Source organism: Streptomyces flavochromogenes, assembly GCF_000717595.1.
Classification (GTDB): domain Bacteria; phylum Actinomycetota; class Actinomycetes; order Streptomycetales; family Streptomycetaceae; genus Streptomyces; species Streptomyces flavochromogenes.
The window spans coordinates 51,803-77,827 of record NZ_JNZO01000033.1 but is presented as its reverse complement, the minus strand read 5'-3'; the positions used below and the strand labels follow the sequence as shown (position 1 = coordinate 77,827).

The following is a 26,025-nucleotide window of genomic DNA, read 5'->3' as shown; positions in this document are numbered from 1 at the left end:
CCGGGTCGCGCCCGGCCGTCCCAGGCGGCTACGGCGTGGCCCGGACGAGGTGACCGCGAGTCACGAGTTCCAGGGTGACGGCCGTCGCGACGGCCTGGACCAGGAGCAGGGCGACGAGGACGAAGAGCTGCACCGCGCCTGCGTGCAGCGGCGAGGCGCCGCCGAGGAGCATGCCCACGAAGGCTCCCGGAAGGGTGACGAGGCCGACGGTACGGGTCTGGTCCATCCCCGGGAGCAGCGCGTCGGAAGCGGCCTCGCGTGCCACCTCCATGCGTGCCTCCCGGTCGGTCAGTCCGAGCGCGAGACCGGCCTCCACCTCGCCCCGGCGCGTGGCGAGCTCGTCGAGGGAGCGGCGTCCCGCGAGCACGGTGGCGGTGAGCGCGCCACCGATGAGGATGCCGGTGACGGGCACGAGCGCGATGCCCCGAGGAGGCACGACCCCCGTGAGCAGCAGGGCGACGACCACGGGAGGTACCGCCGCGGCGATCGGGACCGCCGTCCACGGCCAGGCGCGCCCGGGCGCGGGGACGACGCGGCGGCCAGCGGTGCGTACCGCCACCGCGTACATCAGCAGCAGGAAGCAGAGCAGCAGCGGCAGCACGCGGACCACCCAGCCGATCGCGAGGGAGACGGCGATGAGCTGGACGGCCGCGCGGCCGCCGGCGAAGAGGGTGTCGCGGGGGCGGCCGAGCCGGCCGACCGCGACCACACCGGCGGAGAGGGCGAGCCGCGTCGCCAGGAGTGCCGCGAAGGTCGCGTTCACATGGAGCAGCACGCGCCCACCCTAACGTCGAGACGACTCCGCGCCCTTCGGCCGGTTCAGTGCTCGCAGAGCGAGAACTCTCGTTCGTAGAGCTGCTCGTTGTGTTCGTCGACGAAGAACTTGCGCTCCCGCATGAGCTCTTCGCGGAAGTCCTTGGCCTGGTCGAGCGTCATGGTCGAGGTGTCGGACCACGGTTGCTGCGGCGGTACGTCGGATGTCGAGACGATCTTCTCCGACGGGTCGACCAGGAAGAACGCGAGGATCTTGCGATGCCCCGCCCGACTGGGATCCGCGAGACGGAACGGGCTGACGCGGTGCTGCAGGATGTTCGGGAACGCCAGGCAGCGGCCCGCCGGGGTGGAGGCCGAACCCAGTACCTGGTTCAGCGCGTCCTCGTCCTCCAGGCCGTACACGTCCCGCATGCCGTTGTCGTCGTTCTGCTCGTACTCCGGGTCGTCGAGTGCCGCCCGGAAACTCAGCCGGCTCTCGGTGATGTTCTCGCTGTCCCAGTAGTAGATGCAGGTCGAGACGATCCGCTCGTTCACCATCCCCTCGACGTGCCACGAGCCGCCGGAGTACTCGGGCTTCTCCGGGGTGAGATGGATGGTGGCGAGCTTGACGATCACCTGGAGACCGCGGCCGCGCAGATCGACCCGGGCGGACGGGTCGGGCACCTCGGGCGCGGTGAAGCCCGGGGCGTCCGGGACGACGGGGCGACGGTTCTCCCACCAGTCGTCCTCTTCCTTCCCCCACACGCGCAGGGCCTCGTTGTAGGCCCCCTCATCGCTGAAGGCGTCCTTGTCCGGACGCTGCGGCGCCGAGCCGTACCAACCCCACGGATCGGTCTCGATCCGCACGGGCCGCGGATGACGCAGGTCGGTGAGTACGTTCTCCAGCAGCGGACGCACGCGCGCGAAGAGGTCCGGCAGGACGGAGGCCAGTTCGCGATGGGCCTCGGGGTGAACGTTGTTGACGTACGAACGGAAGGTGACGTCCCCGTCGTCATCGACGTCGACATCCGTGGGCAGCCACTGGAACCTCTCCGAGAACTCGTACTTCGAGTACTGGTTCGTCGGGTTCTTCCAGGCCCGCTCGTGTGCCCCGCTCACATCCTTGACCAGGCAGAACAGTGAGGGATGAACCAGATCCAGTACCTGGCCGTCGGATCCGGGATGCCAGTCCCGATCGGCTTCGGGGACCTCCTCCAGAACCCGGACCGCCTCGCGCAGCCGGGCCGTGAGCTTGTCGTCGATCAGCGTGTCCGAGTGCCAGACCCCGTCGACGGCGGACACCTCGACGCCGGTCCGCGGGTCCCGCAGCGCGGCGTAGTGCGCGAGTTCGGCCAACACGTAGCCGACCTGCGCCTCGGTGAGGCCCTGGGCGATCGCCTCCTTCGTCCACCGGGAGACGATGTCGGCGTCGTTCATCTTGTCGAACCACTCCGGCTTCGCCCGAATGTGGGAGCTGCACTCGATCATCTCGAGTTCCCGCAGCGTCCGGGGTGTCGCGAACGAGAGGGAACGGGACGCGTGAAAGGGCAACGGGAAGGCAGACAGGCCGGTCAATTCTCTGGGTCCTCCGAGTCGGTGTGCGGTGGCGGGAAGCCTACTTCAGCGGACCGACAGCGCCCGGAGTCCCCGCACGAGTGCGAAGTCCCGGCGCCGACGAGCACATCTGGTCGCCGAAACCTAGCGTGGAGGGTGGGAACCGATGTGACGGAGGGATCGAGGGCATGAACGATGCCATGGACAAGGCCAAGGGCAAGATCAAAGAGATCACCGGAAAGATCACGGGCCACGAGCGCCTGGAGGCCGAGGGCAGAACGGACCAGGTGAAGGTCAAGATCCGTCGGAGTGCGGCGAGCCTTCGCCACCGCGCGGAAGGCATCAGGGAATCGCTCCGACGCGACCACTCGTAGCCCTTCGCGGGGCACTGGGCGCCCGGCACGTGCCGGGCGCCCAGTGCGGCGACGGGTGGCGTGGATCGCCGGCGGCTTCCTGCCGCTCTCCGCCCCCCCCGGGCGTCGGACCCGAGACCCGAGACCCGAGACCCGGGACCGCCGGGGGCGGCGCTCCTGCGGACGGGCGAGGCGGCGCCTAGTCGGCGGTGAGCGTGCAGCGGTGGGCCTCGGCCGAGCGTTCGGCGAAGGCCGACAGGGCGGTGCGGAGGCCCGGGTGGTCGAGGGTGAGGGACGAGGTGCGGCCGAGTCCGCCGCCCGCCGGCGCGACGACGTAGGCGGCCCGTTCCGCCGCGCCGCGGCAGTCGGCCCACAGCACGTAGCGGCCGTCCGGGGCATCGCCCGCCGGCCGGTCGGCCAGGTCTTCCAGGCGTTCCCGTGCGCTCCACTCCAGCGCGGGGCCGTACGACGCGGTGAACGTGTACAGCGGTGCGCCCCGCAGGCCGCCCAGCGTGCAGCCCTCGACCGGCTTCGGCCCCGGCGCGGTCTCGACCGCCGTCCGGACGCCCCAGCGGGCGGCGGTCCGCGGGTCCACGATGCCGGCGCAGCTGCCCGCCACCGACGCGAAGGGCTCGTGGTCCCAGGCGTTCACGGAGGTGCCCACCTGCCCGACCGGCTCACCCTCGGTGACCTCGCACCCCTCCTGCCGGGCGTAGGCCGTCGCCGTACGCGTCAGCACGGCGGTGAGCCCCGCCCGCGCCTCCGGGCGGCCGAAGTCGGCCCGGTCCATCCTGGCGCGGACCTCGGCGACGAAGCCGCCGTCCCGGGTGCCGCCGCAGTCGAGCAGGACACCGGCGCTCGCCTCGCCCCGCCGCTCCCGGTCGGGATCGAACGCGAAGCCGCCGGTCCATCCGTGGCCCAGGGGCGCGTCGGTGCCCGCCGCCTCCAGTGCGGGGACCCGGTCCCGTGCGTCACTCACCGTCACACGCAGGTCGATCCGGCCGTCCTCGTCGTCGGCCTCGCTCACCCGGCACTGCCAGAAGCCCCTGCCCGTCCTCGTCCCCGCCGTCACCTCTGCGCCGCCCACGAGCTCCCGCACGGGACCGGCCGCCAGAGTGCCCTCGCACGCCGAGTCGAGGGCGCGGTCATGGAGCCAGGCCTGCAGACCGCCGGACAGCCAGAACAGACCGCCCGCCACCACGGCCGCGCCGCCCGCCACCACGGCCGCGAGCCTGATCCGTCGGCGCCGGCGGAGCCGTTCCAGTTCCTGCTCCAGGCTCTCCGCGGAATTCTCGGTCATCCCCACACCTTTCCGAGCAGCTTCGTGTCACCGCAGTCGCCCGACGCGTCGAGATAGCGCGCGAGCAGCGAGTCGGCGCGGGCGAGGAGCAGATCGCGGTCGGCTCCCTCCAGGCCGAGGCGGTGCAGGGTCCGCCCGCCCGCGCACCGGGCCTCGGCCCAGACGGCGAGCTCGTACGTCTTCGCGCCGGCGGCCGGCTGTCCGCCGCGCCCAGCCAGGGAGAGCTCGCGTCCGTACTCGGTGCGCACCTCCGGCAGCACCTCGCCCCACCAGCTCGCGGAGCTCACCACCACGCCGCCTCCGGCACCCGGCTTCACGAGGGTCGTGGAACAGGCCCTGGCCCAGGCGTGCGTGGACCCGTAGGACGACTGCTCGGCGCCCTTCAGGGCGGGACCGAGCAGCGCCGGGCGGAACCAGCCGCACTCCGACGGAGGCGTCTCGGGCGCCGCGTCCTGCGGGGACGGCGACACCGGGCGTACGTCGGTGTCGCGCACCGGTGCCCCGCCGCAGCGCCCGTCGGTGCGGACGTCCTCGGCGACGGCGGCGACGAGCGAGCCGAGCCACTCGGTCGCCCGGCTGTCCGTGGACGCGTGGACACGGAAGGACGTGACAGGGCGGGCGTACCCCGGAAGGCCGTTCGGGCAGGAGACCGTGACGAGCCGGTCCGCCCGCTTGTGCTCCTCGGCCCAGTCGGGCACGTCCTCGTACGGCGTGCGGCTCACGACGTCCTCCACGCGGACGCCCTTGAGCGGCGGGTCCAGGACCGGCTCCGCCGTCACGGTGACCCACGGGTCGCCTTCGCCGTCCCCGCCGAGGGTGCACGACACGAGGCCTCGCGGCCCCGGACCGGTCCGCAGCGTCCACCAGGCGTCGTCGGCCAGCAACTCCGCCGCGTCCTTCCGGGGCAGCGCCCCGCCGCAGGCCCGGGCCAGCGCGTCCGCGTTGTGCCGGTCGCGCTGCTCGGCCCGTACCAGGAGGAAGCCCCCCGTCAGCGACACGAGCAGCAGGACCAGGGTGGCCTGCGGCAGCCACCGGTGCCGCCGGAACCGGGCCCACGCCGAATCACTCATCCCCACCCCTGTTCCCGCACTCGTGCGCGGGCATCGCACTCGCGAACCAACCACCGCACGCTATCTCACCGATCCCACCCGCCCACCGCCGGACGGCCGCACCCCGGCGACAGCGGTGCGATCCCGAGTGCCCCCGCCCGGCCGACCGCGTGCCGAACCGGGCCGAGGGGGCCCGTGGAGGCCGCACGCACGAGCGGCGCCGACCCCCCTTCCTGCCCGTTCGCATCGGCCGACCGGCCGGGGCCGGACCGGCCGACTCCCGTGCCTCTTTGCGGAAGTTCAGCCACGGGGCGGACGCGGTCCCCGCTCCCCGGAGCGGCCGAGGGAGGGAAGGGCGGCGCGCCGGCCGCCGTACGACGTGAGGTCGGCCGCGTCGCGACAGGCCCGCATGCGGATGCCTCCATCGCCGCCGGTCGCCTTGAGCATCACCGGGTAGCCGATCTCCGCGGCCGCCGCGAGCGCGGCGCCGACATCCGGGAGGAGGCCGGTGCCGGGGGCGAGCGGTACGCCCGCCGCCTGCGCGGCGGCGCGTGCGGTGTGCTCGGCCCCGAACAGCTCCGGCTGTTCGGGGGTCGGTCCGACGAAGTCGATGCCGGCACCGGCGCAGCGGCGAGCGACGCCGGCACGTCCCGACCGTGAGTGGCTCCTCTCCGGCCGGCCCGTCGTCGGCTCAGGACATGACGGCGACGGGGGCGTCCGCCTCGTCCGGATCCTGGTCCGGCCCCTCGTCGCCGAGCTGCTCCCTCAGGTAGTTCCAGAAGACCGCGATGAGCGCGGCCACCGGGACGGCGAGCAGACTGCCCACGATGCCGGCCAGGCTGCCGCCGAGCGTCACCGCGAGCAGGACGACGGCCGCGTGCAGGCCGAGTCCCCGACTCTGGATCATGGGCTGGAAGACGTTTCCCTCCACCTGCTGCACCACGACGATGATCGCCAGAACGATCAGCGCGTCGGTGAGGCCGTTCGACACGAGCGCGATGAGAACCGCGACCAGACCGGCGAACAGGGCTCCCACGATCGGCACGAACGCGGAGACGAAGGTCAGCACGGCGAGGGGGAGGACCAGGGGCACGTCGAGTATCCACAGACCCACGCCGATGAGCACGGCGTCGAGCAGGCCCACGAACGCCTGGCTGCGCACGAACGCTCCCAGGGTGTCCCAGCTCCGCTCCGCCACGATCGGGACGTCGACGGCGAGCCGCCCGGGGAGCTGACGGGTGAGCCACGGTACGAACCGGGGGCCGTCCTTGAGGAAGAAGAACATCAGGAAGAGGGCGAGGAAGGCCGTGACCACGCCGTTGAACACCGTGCCCACGCCGGTGGCGACCGCGGTGACCATGCTGCCGATGCTGTCCTGGACGCGGGCCATCGCCGTGTCGAGAGCGCCGGAGATCTCGTCTGCGCCGATGTTCAGCGGCGGCCCGGCCGCCCACTCGCGCAGTCGCTGGACTCCCTCGACCGCACCCTGGGAGAGTTCCCCGGACTGGGATGCCACGGGCACCGCGATCAGCGCGACGATGCCGGCGACGGCCAGGACGAACGAGACCGTGACGACCGCCGCCGCCAAGGCGGGAGGCCAGCCGTGGCGCCGGAGGAAACGGGCCGGCGGCCAGGTCAGCGTCGTGAGGATCAGCCCGACGACGAGAGGCCAGACGACCGACCACATGCGACCCAGGACCCACAGGGCCACCCCTGCCATCAGCAGGACCAACAACGACTCGGCGGACACACGAGCCGCTGTGCGCAGAGCGGCGGCGGCCTTCGTGGGACTCAAGGTGGCAGACATGGGTCCACCCTAGGGACCCGCCCTTCCGCGCTCCGGGCCCGCCCCCGCTGCTCGGGCAGGCGTCACAGGCGGCGTCGCACGGGGCGGCCCGTTTCCGGGCCGGGTGTGGAGTTCGACCCTGTCGTTCGCGAGATCCTGGCCGATCTCGCGAACGACGGCACCGCACATCATGCCCGTCTCGCTCTTCGCCGCGTCCCGACCGAGGCGGCCGGAGGCGCTCCGGGCCTGCCCCGGCGAGCCGACGGCCTCGGTGTCCGGCACGCTCGGTCACCTCGGTGCGGCACGCACCGTCACCGTGCAGGAGGCGTCAGGGGGGACCCGGAGTGGGTGCCCGGCGGTGTGTCCTCTCCCGACGGTGGGGACGACGGGGCACTCAGGAGCGCGGTGAGGATCAGGCCGAGCACCGCGATCAGGGCGAAGAGGATCACGGCCGGCTTGCGGCGAAGGCGTCTTCGCCCCTTACGGGCCGCCGGGCGGGTCTCTTCCGGTACAGGTGGGAACCGCTGGATCAGCGTGGCGAAGAGAGCGAAGAGCTCGGGATCGTCGCGTGCGAGGCGCTGCTCCATCTCGGCCAGCACGCGCCGGTCGTCCGTGGAGTGACTCATGGCGACCTCCTCGGTACCACGCGGAGGCGGATGGAGGTTCGGACGTTCCCTCAATCGCGCCCGCGTCTCATTGTGACGGCTCGAGCCCGGGAGGGCCTCCGCAGACGACGAGGTGCGGTCCCGCGGGCAGGTCCGCGAACGGGGACGACGCGGCGCGCGTCGCCCCCGTTCGCCTCCGGTTCTCAGTGCGGGGCGCTCACCGGGCCCGCGGCGGAGTCCTCGTGCCGGTCCGGGGCCGTGTCGGCGCGGACGGCCTCGGCGTCGGCTCCGCTGTGGCGTTCGGCCCACGTCTCGAGCGCAGCCCTGCAGGCGTGGTCCAGGTGGTGGACCCCGGTGAGGTCCAGGACCACCCGGCGGTCGCTGGGGAGGGCCTCCAGGCTGTCGAGTATCTGGGGCAGCCTCAGAAAGGTGATCGTCCCCTGGAGCCGTACGCGGACCGCGTCGCGTCCGTCCTCGCTGTGCTCGATCCGCAGGTGCGAGGCCTCCCAGGCGGCTTTCGCGACCGACAGGACGAGGCCGATCAGGACACCCTCGAACATGCCGACCGCGACGATGGCCGTCGCCGTCGCCACGAGGACGAGGGCCTCGCCCCGGTGGCGCCGCCAGAGCGTCAGGACGCCCTTGAACGGGATGAGCTTCCAGCCGGCGTGCACGAGGATCCCGGCCAGTGCGGCCAGCGGGATGTACGCGAGGACGGCGGGCAGCAGGGCGACGAAGAGCAGCAGCCAGACACCGTGGAGGACCCGGGACGCCTTCGTCCGGGCGCCCGCCTCGAGATTGGCCGAACTGCGCACGATGACCGCGGTCAGCGGCAGGGCGCCGAGCAGACCGCACAGCGTGTTGCCCGCGCCCTGTGCGACGAGTTCCTTGTCGTAGTCCGTGCGCGTTCCCGTGTGGAGCCGGTCGATTGCCGCCGCGCTGAACAGCGACTCGGCGGAGGCGATCAGGGCGAACGCGAGGACCGTGCCGAGGAGGGCCGGGTCGGCGAGGGAGGAGAGGGCTTCGGAGCCCGGCAGGTGGATGGCCTCCAGTACGCCGCTCACCCTCACGGTCGGCACCGGAAGGTCGAACAGGGCGGTCGCGAGGGCGGCCAGGAGGACCGCCACCAGGGCGCCGGGTACCGCTCGGGCCCGCCGCGGCATCCGCCGCCACCCGACGATCAGGACGACGGTACCGGCCCCGACGGCGAGCGACACGAGGGCCGTGCGGTTGCCCAGGGCGTCGGCGAGGGCGCCCGGCAGGCCGGTGAGCTTGTCGAGACCGGACTCGGGGGCGGGGATTCCCGCCGCGGCGTAGAGCTGCCCGGCGATGATGACCAGGCCGATGCCCGCGAGCATGCCCTCGACGACGGAGAGGGAGATCGCGCGGAACCAGCGGCCCCAGCGGAGGAGGCCCATGGCGATCTGCAGCAGGCCGGCCGCCAGCACGATGACGCCGAGGGCGGGGAGGCCGAAGGCGCGGACCGCTTCGAGGACGAGCACGGTGAGGCCGGCGGCGGGGCCGGAGACCTGGAGGCTGCTGCCCCGCATCAGGCCGGTGACGATGCCGCCGACGATGCCGGTGATGAGGCCCAGTTCGGCGGGGACGCCGGAGGCGACGGCGACGCCGATGCAGAGCGGGAGGGCGACGAGGAAGACGACGAGCGAGGCGGCGAAGTCCTGTCGCAGGAAGGGAAAGGAGCGCGGCGTCCGGACGTCCTTCATCAGAGCGCCTCGAAGGTGTCGGACCCGGAGCGGTACTCCAGGACGGCGCCGGTGTGCACCTCGTAGTACCAGCCGTGCAGGCGGAGGAGGCCGTCTGCCAGCCTCCGTTCGACGCACGGATAGGAGCGCAGACGGAGCAGTTGGGCGAGGACATGGCCGTGCACGGCGTCGGTGACGGCCGGGTCGTCGGGGCTGCCGGGGGCCCCGTCGGGGGCCGCGTGGGCGAGCCAGTCCCGTACGGCGGGCACGGCGCTCAGGTCCTCGCCCCGGACGAGGGCGCCCACCGCGCCGCAGTGGGAGTGGCCGCAGACGACGACGTCCTCGACGCCGAGGACCTCCACGGCGTACTCGATCGTGGCGGCCTCCCCGCTGGGGCTGCCGGTGCCGTACGGGGGCACGATGCCGCCCGCCGTGCGCAGTTCGAAGAGTTGGCCCGGTCGGGCGCCGGTGATCAGGGCGGGTACGACCCTGGAGTCGGAGCAGGTGACGAACAGGACGGCCGGGGACTGGCCCGCGGCGTGCGGGGCGAACTCCTCAGGGCGCTGTCCGAATCGGCGGGCGTGGTCGATGAGGGGCTGCATGAATGTTTCCTCCTGGCGCGCCGCGGGGGCGCGTCGGGCTGACAGGTCGGCGCAGGGTGGTGCCGCCTGTCAGCAGAGGAAGACCTGGAGGGCGGAGGAGTCGTGTGCGGCGAGCGGTCTGGGCCGGGTGTCCGGGCCGCCGGTGCGGCCGGCCGGCGGGTCCGTGAGTGGTGCGGTGCGCGTGACGAGCGGCGGGGGGCCGGGAGGGCCCGCGGCCGTGGTGCCGGACCGCCGTCGGTCACGGTGGAGGGCGGAACCCCTGGGCGCGTCGGACTCGCCACCCGAGGCGTGCGCGGACTCGTACGCCTCGGCCGGCGCGACCTGCTGGACGCGGGGCGGTTCGGGCTGGGGGCCGGCGGGGGTGGGCAGCGCGAAAGTGCCGCAGACGAGGGCGAGGACGAGAAGGAGGGTCGTGCGCAGGGCTGCGGATGTGCGGCCTGACATCAACAGGAACGCTCCTCCCTCTGGTCACACCGTCATCAGAATTAACCAAAGCAAGCCCAAGGTTGAGTCAACGAAGGGTAATACGCCCATGTGAACGGCACTCCGCGACACCCGTGCTGTACGACGGTTTTCGAAGGGAATCAGCCTGATGTTGACGCGAACGGCAGCGTCGCAACGGTCGGCGCTCGCGGAGTCCGTCAGGTCGGCCACCCCGTGTGCGCGGGCATCGACCTCGCCGGCGCGTCGGTCCTCGTGGTGGCCGCGGTCCCGACCCCGATGGCCGGCCGCACTCTGCTCGGTGCGACGGGTGCGACGTCGCCGTCCCACGCCGGGTTGTGCGACGTCTTGACGCACCTCGTGCGGCCTCCCTACTGTCACGCCAGAATTTCGAACGCCTGACGAAATATCGAACGAACGGCAAGGGGCAATCGCTGTGCGCATCACGGGTGTCGGCACGCACGGCGTCGAAACGTCCCGGCCGCTCGACCCGCCGCTCCCGGTCGCGCACGAAGGCGGCGACCCGTAGGTCGCGGGCGGCCGGTCGGGAAGCCGGGCTCCCGAACCCCCCCGTCCGTGGTCGGCGGGGGAGACCCGTACCCAGCACGTCGAACCATGTCCGATATATCGAACGTGAAGGACGGTCCGTGACCGACGACGACTCCCCGGCCTCCCGCCGGCCCGCCGAGTACGCGCTCGCCGCGCCCGGCCTCGGGGCGCCCGCCCCGGCGCCCGCCGACGCCTCTCCGCACACCTTCCCCGGTGGCGGCCGCTGGCGCACCGAGATTCCGTCCTGCGAGGGCTACGAGGCGCTGACCGTGGTCCTGGCGGAGGCCGAGCGGCTCGACGTGCCGGTGCGCCGGATCAGCCAGGGCAGCGGCGTGTGGATGCTGACCGACGCGGAGATCACCGACATGGTCGCCGCGGCCACCGAACGCGGCGTCGAGCTCTGTCTGTTCACCGGCCCGCGCGGCACCTGGGACATCGGCGGCTCGGTGCGCACCGACTCGCGGGGGGCGGGACCCCGTGCGCGTGGCCACGACGCCGTCGCCGGGTGCGTCGAGGACGCCGTCCGCGCCACCGAACTCGGCGTGCGGTGCCTGCTCGTCGCCGACGAGGGTGTGCTGTGGACGCTGCACCGGGCGCGCCTCGAAGGGCTCGTCCCGGCGGACACCACGCTCAAGGTCTCCGCGCTGATCGGCCCGGTCAACCCCGCCTCGTACGCGGTGTACGAAGGCCTCGGCGCCGACTCGATCAACGTGCCCAGTGACCTGACGCCGGATCATCTCACCGCCATCCGGCGGGTTTCCGCAGCCCCCATGGACCTGTACATCGAGGCCCCCGACGACCTCGGCGGCCCTGTGCGTATGTACGAGGTCGCCGAGCTGATCCGGCGCGGCGCACCGCTCTACCTGAGGTTCGGCCGTCCAAGGCCAGGTCCAGGGCCGGCGCGTAGGTCCCCCGCCGAACCCGGGGCGGGGATCGGCCGCGGGGAGATCGAGAGGGCGCCCACCCGGCCGGTTCGGTCGGGTGGGCGCCGTCGTCAGGTCACCGGCAGGCGTGCCGGAGGACCTCGAAGCCGGCGTGCAGGCGCCGGTGGTGGTCGACCTGCCGCACCGGACCCGTCAGCGTCACTCGGGCGGTCAGCCGCGGCTCCGTACTGGACGCGCCGAGCCGCAGCTCCAGTTCTCCCGGTTCCACGACGCGCTTCCCGGCCCTGCCGGTGAACGACGCGAGGTCCGCGGGGACGACCGAGCGGATCCGAGCCCGCTCCCCGGGGGCCAGGTCGAGACGTACGTACCCGATGAGTCTCTGCACGGGCTGGACCACGGAGGCCACCGGGTCGTGCAGATACAGCTGTACGACTTCGGTGCCGGCGCGGTCGCCGGCGTTCGCCACGGTGAGGGCGAGCCGTACCTCGCCGTCCGTGGGGACCTCGGTGTCCTCGACGACCAGGTCGCTCCATGCGAAGGAGGTGTAGGTGAGGCCGTGTCCGAAGCCGAAGGCCGGGGTGGGGTCGATGCTGGAGACCTCGCTGCTGTGGCCGAGACGGGAGGCCAGATAGGTGGACGGCTGGGCGCCGGGGTGGCGTGGCACGCTGACGGGCAGCCGGCCGCTCGGGCCGGTCCGGCCGCTGAGGACGGAGGCGATCGCGGCCGTTCCGGCCTCGCCGGGGAAGAAGGACTGCACGACGGCGGCGGACTCGTCGGCCGCGCGGCCGAGCGCGTAGGGCCGGCCGGCCAGCAGGGTCGTCACGACCGGTGTCCCGGTGTCGAGGAGGGCGTCGAGCAGTCGGCTCTGCGCGCCGGGAAGGACGAGGGACTCGGCGTCGCAGCCCTCGCCGCTGGTGCCCCGCCCGAACAGCCCCGCGCGGTCGCCGAGGGCCGCCACGACGACATCGGCGCCGCGGGCGAGGTCGAGGGCCTCGGCGAATCCCTCGGTACCGCCGTCGTCGATGCCGGTGCCCCGCGCCACGAGGACCTCGGCGCCGGGGAACTCGGCCACGAGGGCCTCCCGGAGGGTGGGCAGGGCGATGCCGACCGGGATGTCGGGGTGCTGTCCGCCCACGTGGACGGGGAAGGCGTAGCAGCCGAGGACGGCCGTGGGAGCCTCGGAGTTGGGGCCGATCAGGGCGATCCGGCGGGGAGTGCCCGGGTCCAGCGGGAGTGTCCCGTCGTTGCGGAGCAGCACGACGGCCTGTTCGGCCATGCGGCCGGCCAGCTCCCGGTTGGCGGCCGGGTCCAGGTCGATCGTGCCCCGGAGGGCGTCGGGGCCCGCCGTGGTGTCGGCATCGCGCAGTGCCGGAGGGACCGGGCTCCAGTCGGGGTCGAGCAGCCCGAGCCGGGTCTTCTGCAGCAGGACCCGCCGGACCGCGCGGTCCACGAGCTCCTCGGTCACGTGTCCCTGCCCGACCGCGTCCAGGAGCGGGGCGCCGAAGGCCTTGACGGTGGGCAGTTCCACGTCGACCCCGGCCGCGAGGGCCGCCCCGGCCGCCTCGCCGAGCGTGCCGGCGACACCGTGCAGGGTCTTCAGGAACGCGATCCCGAAGTAGTCGGCCACGACGGTGCCGGTGAAGCCCCAGGTGTCCCGGAGGAGTCCGGTGAGCAGCCGGTCGTCGGCCGCCGAGGGAACGCCGTCGGTGTCGGTGTAGGCGTGCATCACCGACCGGACGCCGCTCTCCCGGACCGCCATCTCGAACGGGGGCAGGATCACGTCGGCCAGCTCCCTGGCGCCCATGCCGACGGGGGCGAGGTTGCGGCCGGCCCGGGAGGCGGAGTAGCCGGCGAAGTGCTTGAGGGTGGCGACGACCCCGGCGGACTCGAGCCCCTGGACATAGGCGGTGGCGATCGTCCCGACGAGGTACGGGTCCTCGCCGATGGTCTCCTCGACGCGCCCCCAGCGTGCGTCGCGGACCACGTCGAGGACGGGGGCGAGCCCCTGGTGCACGCCCACGTTCCGCATGTCGCGGCCGATGGCGGCAGCCATCTCCCGCACGAGCACCGGGTCGAAGGTGGCTCCCCACGAGAGGGGGACGGGATAGGCCGTGGCGCCCCAGGCCGCGAAGCCCGCGAGGCACTCCTCGTGGGCGACGGCCGGGATGCCGAAGCGGTTCGCGGCGGTGATCCGGGCCTGCGTCCGCATCAGCGAGAGGGCGCCGACGGCGGGGTCGACGGGCACGGTCCCGAAGGGCCGGGTGAGCTGGCCGAGGCCGTCGGGCAGCAGGTCGTCGAGGTCGACCGCCGCCTCCATGTCGTGCTGGTGCGGTGCGACCTCGGCGCCCTCGTCGGAGGCGCCGACCCACACGCCGAAGAGCTGGGCCACCTTCTCCTTCAGGGTCATCTCGCGGATCAGTGCGTCGACCCGGACTTCCGCGCTCAGCGCGGGGTCGCGCCAGGCGCGGTACGGGGCTTGGGGCTGGATGGCCACGGTGCCGGTCACTTTCCTCCGACCCCCATCAGCCCCTGGACCAGGGCGCGACGGGCGAACAGATAGACGAGCAGGATGGGGAGCATGGACAGGACGACGGCCGAGAGGAGACCGGGGATGTCGACGCCGTGTTCCGTCTGGAAGTCGTAGAGGCCCATGGTGATGACCTTGTTCTCCGAGGACTGCGTGAGGACGAGCGGGAACAGGAAGCCGTTCCAGGCCTGGAGCGAGGAGAACACGACGATGGTGGAGAGACCGCTCTTCGACAGGGGCAGCACCAGCTGGACGAAGATCCTCCAGGGGGAGGCCCCGTCGACGGTCATGGCCTCGTACAGCTCGGGAGTGATGTCCCGCATGACGCCGGAGAGGATCAGGGCGCACACGGGCATGGCGAAGGCGGCGGTCGGCAGGATGACGCCGAGGAGGTTGTCGTAGAGCCCGGCCTCGTTGATGAGGTAGAACATCGGGACGATGACGGCCTGTGACGGGATGGCGAGCCCGAGCAGGAAGAGCCGGAAGACCCGGCCGGTGGCCTTGCCGTCGCTGCGCACGATGGCGTACGCGAGGGGCGGCACGAGGAGGAGGACGATGCCGACCACGCAGACGGTGACGACGACCGTGTTGAGGAAGTACTGCGCGAAGCCGTCGTCGAGGTCGTTGAGGTAGTTGTCGAGGGTGAAGCGCTCGGGGAGGGCCAGCGGGCCGTTCGCCGCGTATTCCGTACGGGACTGGAAGGTGGCGATCAGCATGACGTACAGCGGCAGGCCGACCACGAACAGCCAGACCAGCGAGCCGAGTCCGGCCAGGTAGTTGGGGCGGTTTCTCATCACACGCCCTCCATGGTGCTGCGCATCCTGTCGTAGCCGGTGAGCCGCACCATGACCAGGGAGACGAGAGTGGCGACGAGGACGAGGAGGAGCGCGATCGCGGAGGCTCCTCCGAAGTCGAAGCTCTTGAAGGCCTTCTGGTACATGTAGTAGGCGCTGTTCGTGGTGTCGGTGCCCGGCCCGCCCTGGGTGAGGATCAGTACGGTGTCGAAGGTCGTGAGCCCGCCGACCACCATCAGGATCGTCGAGGTGACGACGGTGTTGCGCAGCTGCGGCAGGGTGATGTGGAAGAACTGGCGGACCGTGCCCGCGCCGTCGATCCGGGCGGCCTCGTAGAGGACTCCGGGGACGGCCCGTGCGGCGCCCTGGTAGATGAGGGTGTGCAGGGGTGTGAACTGCCAGGTGCTGACGAAGACGAGGACACCGATGGCGCCGGCCTGCGTGCCGAACAGGTTGCCGTCGCCGAAGAGCCACTTCGCCTGTGAGGGAACACCGAAGTTGGGGTCGAGCACGGCGCGCCACAGGACGGAGACCGCGGTGATGGACAGCAGGAGCGGGACGAAGTAGACGGCGGAGAGCACGGCCCGGTTGCGCTGCCGGCCGGCGGCCCAGACGCCGAGCAGGATGCTGAGCGGCGTCTGGACGACGACGCCGAGGACGGTGAACACCAGGCTCAGCCAGAGGCTCTTCACCATCACCGGGTCGTCGAGCAACCGGCTCCAGTTGTCCAGGCCGGCGAACTCCGGGGAACCGAGGCCGTTCCAGCGGGTGAAGGAGAGGACGACGACCAGGAGGAGCGGTACGAGGGCGAAGAGGCCGAAGAAGACGGCGGCGGGCGCCGCCCAGGCGATGCCCGGGCGGCCCACACCGGTCACGGGGCCGCCGGGCCGTCCGCGCCGGGCGCTCTTCTCGGCGCTGTCCACGGTGGGGACTGCGGTAGTGGTCATGGCGGGCGTTCCGGAGGTCAGGCCGCGGGCAGGGTCTGCATGGCGGCGATGAAGGCGTCAGGACCCGTCTGTCCGCTGAAGAACTGCTGGACGGCCTGGTGGATGGTGGTCGTGGCGGCCGGGGGATAGGCCTGGTCCCAGGAGAGCTGGAAGGCGGGCGCCTTCTTCACCAGGTCGTACTGGTACGTCGAGTAGGCGGGGCTGGCGGAGCCGTCCAGGAACTTCGGGGTGTTGGCGGTGGTGGGCAGGTTGCCGATGCCGAGCTGGCCCTTGACGAACTCGTCCGAGTACATGAGCTTCAGGAACTCGGCCACGGCCTCGGGGTGCTCGGTGCTCTTCAGGACCGAGTAGAAGTTGTTGGTGTTGCCGGCGAGGTTGGCCGGGTCCCCCTTGCCGCCCTCGACGGTCGGGAAGGTGCCGTAGCCGAGGTCGCTCTTCACGAAGTCCGGGTAGGCGTCCTGCAGGGTGGAGTACTCCCAGGAGCCCATGAGTTCGAAGGCCGCCTTGCCGGTGGCGAGGAGGGCGGGGGAGCCGCCGTCGGTGAACTTGACCGAGTCGTAGTTGGTGCCGAAGGCGCCGGCGTCGATCAGCTCCTTGAGCATGCCGAGGGCCCTCTTGCTGTCGGCGCTCGCCCAGACGCTCTTGTCCCCGTTCACCGCCTTCTGGAAGTGGTCGGGGCCGGCCACCCGGTCGTAGACGTACTGGAACCACATCTGGGTCGGCCACTTGTCGCCGCCGCCGAGGGCGATGGGGGTGACGCCCTTGGCCTTGAGCGCCTTCACGGCGGCCAGGAGCTCGTCCCAGGTGCGCGGCGCGGTGACACCGGCCTCCGCCAGGGCCTTCTTGTTGCTGAACAGCAGGACGGGCTGAGTGCCGCGCATGGGTATGCCGTAGGGCTTGCCGTCGACGACCGCGGTGTTGAAGACCGACGGCAGGAACTGGGACTTCAGTCCCGGGTCCTTGGCGATGAAGTCGTCGAGCGGCATGAGCAGGCCCGCGTCGACGTAGGGCTTGATGCTGCCGCCGCCCCAGTTGAAGAAGAGGTCCGGGGCCTGCTTGCCGCTGATGATCGTCTGCAGCTTGGACTGGTAGTCGGCGCCGGGGATGGTGTCGAGGACCGCCTTGACCTTCGACGTCCTGTTGAAGGTGTCGACGAGCTGCTTCTCCACCTTGTTGGTGGCATCGCCGTACACCAGGACGTGGATCTCGCCCGAGCCGTCTCCGGCGGAGTCCCCCGAGCCGCCGCATGCTGCCAGGGCCAGTGTCATGGCCAGCGACGCTCCACCGACGACAGCAGTTCTGAGGAGCCGTACGTGACGCTTCATCGCCTCACCTTTCGAAAGAGTTTCGCTCTGGATTTCGAAACTTCGCTGCCGTCGGACGCTAAAGTTGGCGTGGTGAAGCGGTCAACCCTCCGGTGGAGGGTTATCAAAGCGTGACCATGTCGATGCGAGGGGCGGTGCTTTATGCTGATCAGATGGGAGATGGCGAGGAGAACAGGCGAATCACGCTGGCTGAGGTAGCGCAGCAGGCCGGGGTATCACTTTCGACAGTTTCGAAAGTCCTCAACGGCCGACAGGACGTCTCCTCGGCCACACGCGTCAAGGTGGAGCGGCTCCTCGAGACGCACTCGTACCGGCGGACCACCCGCGTCGCCAGAGAAGCGCCCCTCATCGAACTCGTCTTCCACGAGCTCGACAGCGTGTGGTCGATGGAGCTGATCCGCGGGGTGGAGAACCTCGCCAAGGCGCATCAGGCGAGCGTCGTACTGACCGAGAGCGGCACCCGTCACGCCCCCGCTCCGGACTGGATCGAAGGCGTGTTGCAGCGTCGGCCGATCGGCGTGGTCCTGGTGTTCTCCTCACTCCCCGACGCCGTCAAGCGGCAGCTCGACGCGCGGTCGATCCCCTTCGTGATCGTCGACCCGGCGGGCGACCCCGAACCTGACGTGCCGTCCGTCGGCTCGGCGAACTGGTCCGGCGGCGTCGCCGCGACCCGCCACCTCATCGACCTCGGGCACCGCCGCATCGGCATCATCACCGGTCCCGACGACATGCTGTGCTCCCTGGCCCGGCTCGACGGCTACCGGTCCGCGCTGAACATGGCCGGCCTCGCCCACGACCCGTCCCTCGTCCGATTCGGCGACTTCCACGTCGAGGGCGGATACGCGCGGGCCATGGAGCTGTTGCAGCTGCCGGACCGACCCACCGCCGTCTTCGCCGGAAGCGATCTGCAGGCGCTCGGCGTCATGGAGGCGGCCCGGGTGCGCGGGCTGCGCGTGCCCGAGGACCTGTCCGTCGTCGGATACGACGACGTGATGATCGCGCGCTGGTCGAGCCCACCGCTCACCACGATCCACCAGCCGCTGCGGGAGATGGGCGAGGAAGCGGTGCAGATGCTGCTCCGCCTGCGCGCCGGGGAGCCCTCGGTGACCCGCATGGAGCTCGCGACCAGCCTGGTCGTCAGGAAGAGCACCGCCCCACCGGCTGCGCGGAACCCCTGAGGGGTCGAGGCACGCTCACTCCGGGGGCGTGTCCGGTCGGACGGTGTTCCGGGCGGGTCGGCGGGGGCGTCGCTGCCGCGCCGTCCTGGCGTGCTCCCACGGCTGGTCGAAGGCGTCGGCCGCGGGAGCGGTGACGACCTTGGGGAGGGCGCCCGGGTGCTCCCGCGCGAGCCAGCCGACGAGTTCCTCCCGTACGGCGCAACGAGTCGCCCACAGGTCGTCTGCGTCCTTGGCCGTCACGATCGCCCGCACCGTGATGCCGGTCGGCGAGGTGTCGGTGACGGCGAGGTCCCAGCCCCGCCCGTCCCAGGTGTCGCACGTCGCGAGGAACTCCTGGAGATGCGCCCGTACGAGCGCGACCGGTGTCGAGTGGTCGCAGTGGACGAACACCGACCCCGTCATCTCCGCGCCGCCGCGCGACCAGTTCTCGAACGGCCGCGAGGTGAAGTACGAGACGGGGAGCGTGACGCGACGCTCGTCCCAGGTCCGGACCGTGAGGAAGGTGAGGGTCACCTCCTCCACGACACCCCATTCGCCGTCCACGACGACGGTGTCACCGATGCGGACCATGTCACCGAACGCGATCTGGAAGCCGGCGAAGAGGTTGCTCAGTGTCGACTGGGCCGCCACGCCGGCCACGATGCCGATGATGCCGGCCGAGGCGAGCAGGGACGTGCCGAGGGTACGGAAGGAGGGGAAGGTGACGAGGGCCGCGGCGGCGGCGAGCACCCCGACGGCGACGGACACCACCCGCATGATCAGCGTCACCTGGGTACGGACCCGGCGGAGCCGGGCGGCGTCGCGGGAGCGCCCGGCGTACCGCGCGTACGAGGACTCGACGACGGCCGCGACCGTCCGTACCGTCAGCCAGGCTCCGCCGCCGATCAGGCACAGCAGCAGGACGCGGCTCACCGCCTCCGCATGGTCGTCGAGCGGCCCTCGTCCAGGCGCCGCCAACGGGTAGGTCCATCGGAGCAGGGCGGCCAGGACGACGACGTACAGCGGCGTGCGGCAGCGGCGCAGCAGCCCCCACAGCGGGGTCTCCGGATGCCGCGCGTCGGCGAACCGTGCCAGCAGGTCCGCCGAACGGCAGACGACGAAGGCCGCCAGCGCCGAACCGCCGACGGAGATCGCCAGGCGGATTACGCTCTCCATGTGCTCCCCAGTGGATGAGTCGAACGGGCTCGTCCCGTTCGCCTCACCGCCCGCGAGCCCGCCAAACATCCGCCGGCCTCCGGTCTCCTGACGCCGAAGGGGTGAACGTCACGGACCGGGGTACGCGAGGACCGTCCGACCCCACAAGGGAGGAAACATGGGTCTGGGAGTCTGCATCATCCTGATCGCCGTCGGAGCCGTACTCGCCTTCGCGTCCGACTGGCAGATCGAGGGGGTCGACCTCGATCTGGTGGGGCTGATCCTCATGGCCGTCGGCATCATCGGCACCGCCGTGTACACGAGCATCCTGCGCCGCCGCAGGGTCGTCGTTCCCCCGGTCGCCCCGACGGTGACCGAGGACGAGCGGAGGGGCCTGCGCTGAGGCGGCGGAAGACGGGCGACCGTACCGGCGGGGCGGCCACGGGCCTGCGGCCCGCCGGTGCCGGCGGACGCCCGGACGTGCTCGTCCGGAGTCCGCCGCACCGTGCCACCGTCCGTGGGGAGGCCGGACTGCGACCGGCCGGCCCTCACAGGGTGCGGCAGAGGAGGGCGGCGGGCTTGTTGCCCCTCGCCCAGGCGCCGCTGTGCGCGACGCCGGCGGCGTACTCGTCGCTGCCGCACTGGCCCTTGTAGGTGCCGAGGGAGAACTCGCCGCCGGGCGCGCCGGCGGGACGGTTGTCGCCGCGGTCGAACCAGAGGGTGCGGCCGGCCTTCGGCAGGGCCCGGGCGGCCTCGGTGCACAGCACGGCGGACACGGCCCGGCCGCGGAGGCTGTAGCCGACCATGAACTGGTTCGCGGGGCACTGGAACTTGGTGTAGCCGCCGGCCCAGTCGCCGTCGGCGACGTGTCGCTCGTCGGTCACGACGGTGAACGCGCCGGTGGGCGCGGCGAGTCCGCGGGCTCCGGTGTCGGTGCACAGGCCGCGTCCGCCGTCGTGGGAGAGCCCGACGATCCGCTCGCCGTCGGGGCAGGCCGCCTTGCGGGCCCCGTTGTCCCAGTCGCCCTTCGCGCGGGCGCGGAGGGACTGGACGAAGTCGGCGTGGTCCGTGGTGAGCATGTCCCAGGAGTCGGCGACGGGCACGGTGCCTGCCCTGCCGGGGGCGCCGACGAGCCGCTGCCAGTGCGGGGTGCGCCAGTCGTCGCCGTCGAGGATGCCGGAGCGCCGGCCCTGGCTGTCGTAGTCCAGCAGCTTCCACCGTCCGTGGCCGGTGAAGCCGACCGCCGGCCAGTAGGCGAAGTCGGCGTCGTGCTCGATGAGGTAGTCGACGAAGTTCGCGAACCAGGTCCGGCCCTGCGGGTTGGTCTCGTCGGCGCCGATGCCGAACTCGCTGATCCAGACGGGCGCGGTGTAGTGGCGCCGGGTGTCGTCGGCGACGAAGAGGGCCTGGCGCTGCAGGGTCTGGAACAGCTCTTCACGGGGGAGTTCCTGGTAGCGCCAGTCGCTGGTCTCGCCCGTGCCGGTCGCGCCGGTGTGGTGGGGGCCTGTGTAGCCGTAGAAGTGGGCCGAGTAGACGAGCTTGTCCGACGCGACGAGGGTGTGGGAGAGCTCGCGAGCCGGTTCGAGGGTGGGCCGCCCGTGCGGGGTGATGTCGGTGGGTATGCCCTGCCAGTTGATGCCCTCGACGATGACGAGGAGGTCGGGGTTGGCCTCGGTGAGCAGCCGGTCGCCGACCCGCTGGGAGGCGGCCCACCAGTCGTGGTCGTTGCCCCAGCCCCAGTTGGCGTCGTCCATGACCGTGCGGCGGACCTCGTTGTAGAGGTCGGCGCCGACGACGCGCTTGTCGTTCTTGTAGCGCTTGGCGAGGAAGAGCCAGTCGGCCTCCCACTGCGCGGTGGACTGGCTGGTGTTCCAGCGCTCGTTGCCGTCCAGTCCGCAGCACCAACGCGAGGTGTTGGTGTGGTTGTTGAGGATGACCGCGAAACCCTCCGCGGTGGTCGCCGCGATCACCGCGTCGAAGACCTGGAGCGGGGTCTTGCCCTTGAGGGCCGGGTTGGCCGCGACGGCGGCGTCCGGCACGGCCCGCTGGTCGCGCAGCATCTCGTTGGAGAACGGCAGCCGGACGCTGTTGGCGCCGAGGCGGTGGAAGTCGGCGAGGATGGTCGCGAGCGGGACCCGGTCGAGGCCCAGGGGCACCTGGTCGGACTTCTCGGCGTCGTGGTGGCCGGCAGGGTCGTTCACGTCGCCGGTGCCGTTGTACGAGCCCTGGGCGCCGTGCCAGTTCACCGACTGGAGCTTGAAGCGGTCGCCGTGGGCGTCCACGACGTAGCGGCCGCGGGTGCTCAGCGGCGGCTGCCAGCTCTCGGCGAGCAGGGACCCGGCGGACGAGGGCGTGCCCGCGCCGGCGCGGGCCGGTACGGCGGTGGCCGGGGCCCCGCCGACGATGAGGGCCGCGGCGAGCGCGACACCCAGCAGTGACTTTTTCATGACGGCCTTCGGTGGGGGACGGGTGGGAGCCGTGCCGCAGCATGTTCGCGTAAACAACATGCGGCTGACAAGACTTCGTACCCACAAGTAACCGATGTCCGCGGTCCGTTGCCCTGTGGACGTCGCCGTGACCACCGTGAACAGGTTCTCGATCGCCCTATCATCTGTCGGGGCCGGCAGAGGGAACCCGCGACGAAGGGACCGGCATGTCGTCGGTGATCGAAGCACGTGCATGGCTGCTGCTGTGCCCTGGGCTCGGCCGCGGCACGGAGGGCGCCGCCGGGGGAGACCCGGGTCCGGTCACGTCCTCGCTCATGGCCTCCTTCGACGCGGAGCTCGGGCACCGGGCCGCGGTCGTCCACAGCAGTCGGCTGGTACTCGGCGTGCACGGCGGACGGCTCACACTCACCGACACCGGCGGGCAACCCGTCCCCACGCCCGCCGTGGCCTACGCCCGCCTGTCGACGCCTCGGCTGTCCGCCGACAGAGAGGTCACCCTGTTGCGGCACCTCGCCCTGATGGGCACGCAACTGATCAACCCCGCCGAAGCGGTCCTCGCGGCGGTGAACAAGTTCTGGCACCTGCAGCAGCTCGCCGCCGCGGGCATCCCCGTCCCCGACACCCGCACGCACACCGACGCGCCCCTGGAGCACGTACTCGACGCCGGTGTACCGCAGCCGTGCGTGGTGAAGGCCGTGCGCGGCCACCGCGGCCGCCGGGTCTTCCTCGCCGCCGACGACAAGGGGCTGCGAGCCGTGGCGGGCAGCCTGGACGACCGGCACCCCTATCTCCTTCAGCGGTACGTCGCCCACTCCCACGGCCGGGACCTGCGCGTCGTCGTGGTCGACGGCCGGGCCGCGGCCGCCGCCGTGCGCACGGCAGGTGACGACCGTCTCGTCTCCAACCTGGCGCAGGGCGGGACCCACACCGTCTGCACGGGCCGGTATCCGGACGCGGAGGCCCTGGCCGTCGAAGCGGCGGATGTCATCGGCCTCGGCGTCGCCGGCGTCGATCTCCTCTTCGAGGCCGACGGGTCCTTCACCGTGTGCGAGGTGAACTGCAATCCCACCTGGCGGCCCGACATGCTCGGCGTCGCCGAAGCCATCGCCGTGGCCTGCCGTCGGCGCCTCGAAGCAGCGGGCTGAGCGCCGCCGAATCCGGCGCAGGGACGCCACGGTGTCGCCGCCGCCGATGCCGGGGGAGCGCCCCTTGCCCGCCGACGGCGTGGTGCACCCGAGACCCGGAGACCCTGAGGTGAGGAGGAGCGGTGACGGCCGGTGGGACCAGCGGAGATCCGGCTCATCCGCTGCCGGCGGCGGGCGCCGCCCGGCGGCCGGGCCGCGCACGGCCGGGGGTCCACGGCACACGCCGGGCGCGTGTCAACGCCGCAGGGCTGTGCGGAGCGTGAGCCCGTGGTCGCGCCGCAGCCGGTGCAGCTCCCAGTACGACAGGGCTGTCACCGTGACGGGAGCGCCGAGGATGAAGATCACCCGGGCACCCGGCGGGACCTGCGCGTAGCTTCCGGTGATCAGGTCCAGAAGGGCCATCTCCCACACCAGGACGCCGGCGAGGATCGGCGGCAGCACCTCGTGGATGTCGGCCGTGCGGAACACGTGCACCAGGGACAGCCCGATGCCGTAGAGCGCGAAGCCGATCGACCACAGGAACAGCACGACGATGATGATCCTGCCGGGAAGCCCCACGGCGTCCCGCAGGCCCGCCAACTCGGGGGCCATGGAGAGGGCGGAGGTGCCCATGGACGCCATGATGGCCAGTACCGAACCGAGGGGACGCAGAGTCCTGCGCAGGTACACCCGGCGCAGGCCGTCCCGTGCGGCTGCCACGAAGGCGCCGACCACGACGGGGAAGGTGCAGACGAGCACCAGGACACTGGTCCAGCTCTGGTCGAGGCGTTCGCTCGCCACGCCCTGGACGTCGTCGGCGCTCGCGATGGCGTTGTAGGTGACCATCAGGCCCACCCAGGCGGCGAGGCCCAGCCCGGTCCGCCACAACTGGAGCTTGCGGACCTCCGGGTCGATGACGATCCCGGGGCGTGAGGGGCGGAACGTCCGCTGGGCGGCGTACAGGGGGTTGTAGACGCCGCGCAGAATGTTCCGGGCCCGCGAAGGCGCCGGGCGCGGCGGCGGGACCGGCGGGTAGGGGTGACCCGGCGGGGGGCCCGACGGCGGGTACGCGTATCCCGGCGGAGGGCTCGACCGCGGGTACGGATAGGCCGGCGGAGGGCCGGACTGTGCGTACGGATATCCCTGCGGGGGCACCGGAGGTGCGTAGGGGCGTCCGGGCGGTGGGTTCGCGCCGCCGCTGCCCGCCCCGTCACCGTATCCACCGCTGCCGTAACCGCTCATGCCGCGTACCCCCGATGTCCCGCACGTTCGAATCCACGCATCCTAGGTCCTGGACGTCCCGCGGCGGGTCGCGCACCGGGAGCGCGCCACCGGTGAAACGGCGCGGCAGATCATGGCACTTCGCCAGGTCGCGCATGTCCGGGTGGCGCCGGACGCGTCGGGGATGGCTTCATGAGGGATGCGGTGGCGATCGTGCTGCCGTGCTTCTCCTCCGACCCGTCGACGCGCCGAGGCGATCTCTGATGGTGACAGACCGGTACGGCAACCCCTTGCACGAGTGCACCCAGGAGACGGCCGCACACCTGGACCGAGCCGTCGAGTCCCTGCTCCACTTCAGCCCCGAGGTGGAGCAAGCGGTCGGCGATGCCCTCGACAGCGGGCCGACCTCACCCGTCGCCCAGTCCTTCGCGGGCTATCTCGGGGCGTTGGGCACGGAGCCGGGCGACGCACTCGCGGCACGGCAACGGTTCGACCGGTACACGGCCGGCGTGGACGTCGCGTCCCTGCCCGTGCGGGAGCGCTTGCACGTCGCCGCGGCCGGGGCGTGGCTGGCCGGAGACCTGCTCCGGGCCGGCAGGCTGCTCGAGGAGCTGTCGCTGGTGTGCCCGAGAGACGCGCTCGCCCTGGCCGTGGGGCACCAGCTGGACTTCTTCACCGGTGACTCGGTCCGCCTGCGTGATCGCATCGGTGGAGCCCTCTCGGCCTGGGATGCCGCCGATCCTCACCGTGGACTGGTGCTGGGCATGTACGCGTTCGGGCTGGAGGAGTCGGGCCACTACCGCCTCGCCGAGGAGGCGGGGCTCGCCGCGGTCGAGCAGAACCCCCGCGACGTCTGGGCGATCCACGCCGTGGTGCACACGTACGAGATGCAGGGACGGGTGTCGGAAGGCATCGGCTACCTCGATGCACGCCGCGACGACTGGGCGCGGGGCAACTACCTCAACGTCCACAACTGGTGGCACTACGCCTTGTACGCCTTGGAAGCGGGCGACACCGGCACCGCCCTGAGCATCTACGACGCCGCTCTCCACAACGACGCGTCGGCCGGACTGGCCATGGAACTGCTGGACGCCGCCGCGCTGTTGTGGCGGATCCGGCTCGCCGGAGGGGAGTCCGGCACCCGCTTCGAGGCGCTCGCCGACGCGTGGGCCGCGCGAGCCGATCCCCCCTTCTACGCGTTCAACGACGTGCACGCCGTCATGTCCTACGTGGGGGCCGGGCGGCTCGGGGAGGCGGCGCGGCTCATCGCCGACCGACGGCGATGGCTCGCCCAGGAGGGCCCGGACACCGTCACCAATCGGCGGATGACCGCGGACATCGGTCTGCCCGCGTGCGAAGCGCTGGTGGCGCACGGGCAGGGGAAGCACGCCACCGTCGTGGAGCTCCTGTGGCCCCTTCGCCGTGGGATGCACGCGTTCGGAGGCAGCCATGCCCAGCGCGACGCGCTTCAGAAGACCCTGCTCGACTCCGCGCTCGGCTCCGGTCGGCACGATCTGGCCCGTGCTCTCATCAGCGAGCGGATCGGGATCCGGCCGGACAGCTCGTACAACTGGGCGGCTCGGGCGCGCCTCGCCGACGCCCTGGGAGACGCCGCCCTGGCCGCAGTCGCTCGCGACCGGGAGAGGGCCGCGGCTGCGGCAGCGGCCGAAACCCTTCCGCCCCCGTCCCGGTGATCGTGGAGCCACGATCCCCATGCACCCGTGCGGGCGGCTGCGGCGGTCGCGCCAC

At 72.0% G+C, this 26,025-nt stretch carries 21 protein-coding genes and 2 pseudogenes; 6 read left to right on the top strand and 17 right to left on the bottom strand.

What is annotated here, in order from left to right; genetic code table 11:
• Window positions 1–28: 28 nt before the first annotated feature.
• Window positions 29–775 (bottom strand): ABC transporter permease, encoded by a 747-nt coding sequence (locus tag IF00_RS0133410; protein WP_030324591.1) that lies wholly within the window; start codon window positions 773–775, stop codon window positions 29–31.
• Window positions 776–819: 44 nt separating this feature from the next.
• A complete protein-coding gene (locus IF00_RS0133405; protein WP_030324589.1) occupies window positions 820–2,328 on the bottom strand; it encodes a DUF4246 domain-containing protein in 1,509 nt (502 codons plus the stop codon).
• A gap of 167 nt (window positions 2,329–2,495) precedes the next feature.
• Here IF00_RS0133405 and IF00_RS0133400 point away from each other — a divergent pair, with 167 nt between their 5' ends.
• Window positions 2,496–2,681: a CsbD family protein gene (locus tag IF00_RS0133400; protein WP_030324587.1), complete on the top strand. Its 186-nt coding sequence runs from the start codon at window positions 2,496–2,498 to the stop codon at window positions 2,679–2,681.
• Window positions 2,682–2,859: 178 nt separating this feature from the next.
• On the opposite strand, the gene IF00_RS0133395 is transcribed toward IF00_RS0133400, so the two are convergent.
• The 8 genes and pseudogenes from IF00_RS0133395 to IF00_RS0133360 form a co-directional block, all read right to left on the bottom strand.
• Window positions 2,860–3,960, bottom strand: coding sequence for a hypothetical protein (locus tag IF00_RS0133395; protein ID WP_051820752.1), 1,101 nt, complete (start codon window positions 3,958–3,960; stop codon window positions 2,860–2,862).
• Window positions 3,957–5,030: a hypothetical protein gene (locus tag IF00_RS0133390; protein WP_030324584.1), complete on the bottom strand. Its 1,074-nt coding sequence runs from the start codon at window positions 5,028–5,030 to the stop codon at window positions 3,957–3,959. Before IF00_RS0133390 ends, IF00_RS0133395 begins: the two co-directional genes overlap by 4 nt.
• Before the next feature lie 309 nt (window positions 5,031–5,339).
• A pseudogene (locus tag IF00_RS44235) lies at window positions 5,340–5,654 on the bottom strand (ATP-binding protein); the annotation flags it as partial.
• Between the two features lie 46 nt (window positions 5,655–5,700).
• Window positions 5,701–6,816 (bottom strand): AI-2E family transporter, encoded by a 1,116-nt coding sequence (locus IF00_RS0133380; protein ID WP_030324583.1) that lies wholly within the window; start codon window positions 6,814–6,816, stop codon window positions 5,701–5,703.
• Between the two features lie 290 nt (window positions 6,817–7,106).
• Entirely contained in the window at window positions 7,107–7,421 is a 315-nt protein-coding gene (locus IF00_RS0133375; protein WP_051820751.1) for a DUF3040 domain-containing protein, read from the bottom strand.
• A gap of 182 nt (window positions 7,422–7,603) precedes the next feature.
• Entirely contained in the window at window positions 7,604–9,124 is a 1,521-nt protein-coding gene (locus tag IF00_RS0133370) for a SulP family inorganic anion transporter (protein ID WP_037639640.1), read from the bottom strand.
• A complete protein-coding gene (locus IF00_RS0133365) occupies window positions 9,124–9,705 on the bottom strand; it encodes a carbonic anhydrase (RefSeq protein ID WP_030324579.1) in 582 nt (193 codons plus the stop codon). Before IF00_RS0133365 ends, IF00_RS0133370 begins: the two co-directional genes overlap by 1 nt.
• A 69-nt stretch (window positions 9,706–9,774) precedes the next feature.
• Window positions 9,775–10,149: a hypothetical protein gene (locus tag IF00_RS0133360; RefSeq protein WP_030324578.1), complete on the bottom strand. Its 375-nt coding sequence runs from the start codon at window positions 10,147–10,149 to the stop codon at window positions 9,775–9,777.
• Window positions 10,150–10,793: 644 nt separating this feature from the next.
• On the opposite strand from IF00_RS0133360, the pseudogene IF00_RS0133345 reads away from it, so the two are divergent.
• A pseudogene (locus tag IF00_RS0133345) lies at window positions 10,794–11,594 on the top strand (hypothetical protein); the annotation flags it as partial.
• A 100-nt stretch (window positions 11,595–11,694) separates the two neighbouring features.
• On the opposite strand, the gene IF00_RS0133340 reads toward IF00_RS0133345, so the two are convergent.
• From IF00_RS0133340 to IF00_RS0133325, 4 genes are read right to left on the bottom strand one after another with little or no spacing between them, the layout of a single operon-like run.
• Entirely contained in the window at window positions 11,695–14,073 is a 2,379-nt protein-coding gene (locus IF00_RS0133340; protein ID WP_425338353.1) for a beta-xylosidase/alpha-l-arabinosidase, read from the bottom strand.
• Between the two features lie 8 nt (window positions 14,074–14,081).
• A complete protein-coding gene (locus IF00_RS0133335; protein WP_030324569.1) occupies window positions 14,082–14,900 on the bottom strand; it encodes a carbohydrate ABC transporter permease in 819 nt (272 codons plus the stop codon).
• Window positions 14,900–15,847, bottom strand: coding sequence for a carbohydrate ABC transporter permease (locus tag IF00_RS0133330; RefSeq protein WP_030324567.1), 948 nt, complete (start codon window positions 15,845–15,847; stop codon window positions 14,900–14,902). Before IF00_RS0133330 ends, IF00_RS0133335 begins: the two co-directional genes overlap by 1 nt.
• A 17-nt stretch (window positions 15,848–15,864) precedes the next feature.
• The gene (locus IF00_RS0133325) at window positions 15,865–17,172 is read right to left on the bottom strand and encodes an ABC transporter substrate-binding protein (protein WP_030324565.1); all 1,308 of its coding nucleotides are present in this window, start codon (window positions 17,170–17,172) and stop codon (window positions 15,865–15,867) included.
• A gap of 152 nt (window positions 17,173–17,324) precedes the next feature.
• On the opposite strand from IF00_RS0133325, the gene IF00_RS0133320 reads away from it, so the two are divergent.
• Window positions 17,325–18,350, top strand: coding sequence for a LacI family DNA-binding transcriptional regulator (locus IF00_RS0133320; RefSeq protein ID WP_106975919.1), 1,026 nt, complete (start codon window positions 17,325–17,327; stop codon window positions 18,348–18,350).
• Window positions 18,351–18,365: 15 nt separating this feature from the next.
• On the opposite strand, the gene IF00_RS0133315 is transcribed toward IF00_RS0133320, so the two are convergent.
• Window positions 18,366–19,505, bottom strand: a complete 1,140-nt coding sequence (locus tag IF00_RS0133315; protein ID WP_245234700.1) for a mechanosensitive ion channel family protein — start codon at window positions 19,503–19,505, stop codon at window positions 18,366–18,368.
• A gap of 157 nt (window positions 19,506–19,662) precedes the next feature.
• Here IF00_RS0133315 and IF00_RS0133310 point away from each other — a divergent pair, with 157 nt between their 5' ends.
• Window positions 19,663–19,887 carry a DUF6458 family protein gene (locus IF00_RS0133310; protein ID WP_030324561.1) on the top strand — a complete coding sequence of 75 codons (225 nt, stop codon included), beginning with the start codon at window positions 19,663–19,665 and terminating at the stop codon, window positions 19,885–19,887.
• Between the two features lie 145 nt (window positions 19,888–20,032).
• Here the strand turns inward: IF00_RS0133310 and IF00_RS0133305 are convergent, their stop codons facing one another.
• Window positions 20,033–21,931 (bottom strand): cellulase family glycosylhydrolase, encoded by a 1,899-nt coding sequence (locus tag IF00_RS0133305; protein ID WP_030324560.1) that lies wholly within the window; start codon window positions 21,929–21,931, stop codon window positions 20,033–20,035.
• Between the two features lie 206 nt (window positions 21,932–22,137).
• Between IF00_RS0133305 and IF00_RS0133300 the strand changes: the two genes are divergently transcribed.
• Window positions 22,138–23,076, top strand: a complete 939-nt coding sequence (locus IF00_RS0133300) for an ATP-grasp domain-containing protein (protein WP_078944949.1) — start codon at window positions 22,138–22,140, stop codon at window positions 23,074–23,076.
• Window positions 23,077–23,310: 234 nt separating this feature from the next.
• On the opposite strand, the gene IF00_RS0133295 is transcribed toward IF00_RS0133300, so the two are convergent.
• Window positions 23,311–24,210: a hypothetical protein gene (locus IF00_RS0133295; RefSeq protein ID WP_245234699.1), complete on the bottom strand. Its 900-nt coding sequence runs from the start codon at window positions 24,208–24,210 to the stop codon at window positions 23,311–23,313.
• 329 nt (window positions 24,211–24,539) lie between these two features.
• Between IF00_RS0133295 and IF00_RS0133290 the strand changes: the two genes are divergently transcribed.
• Window positions 24,540–25,970 carry a tetratricopeptide repeat protein gene (locus IF00_RS0133290; RefSeq protein WP_030324553.1) on the top strand — a complete coding sequence of 477 codons (1,431 nt, stop codon included), beginning with the start codon at window positions 24,540–24,542 and terminating at the stop codon, window positions 25,968–25,970.
• The last annotated feature ends 55 nt before the right edge of the window (window positions 25,971–26,025 follow it).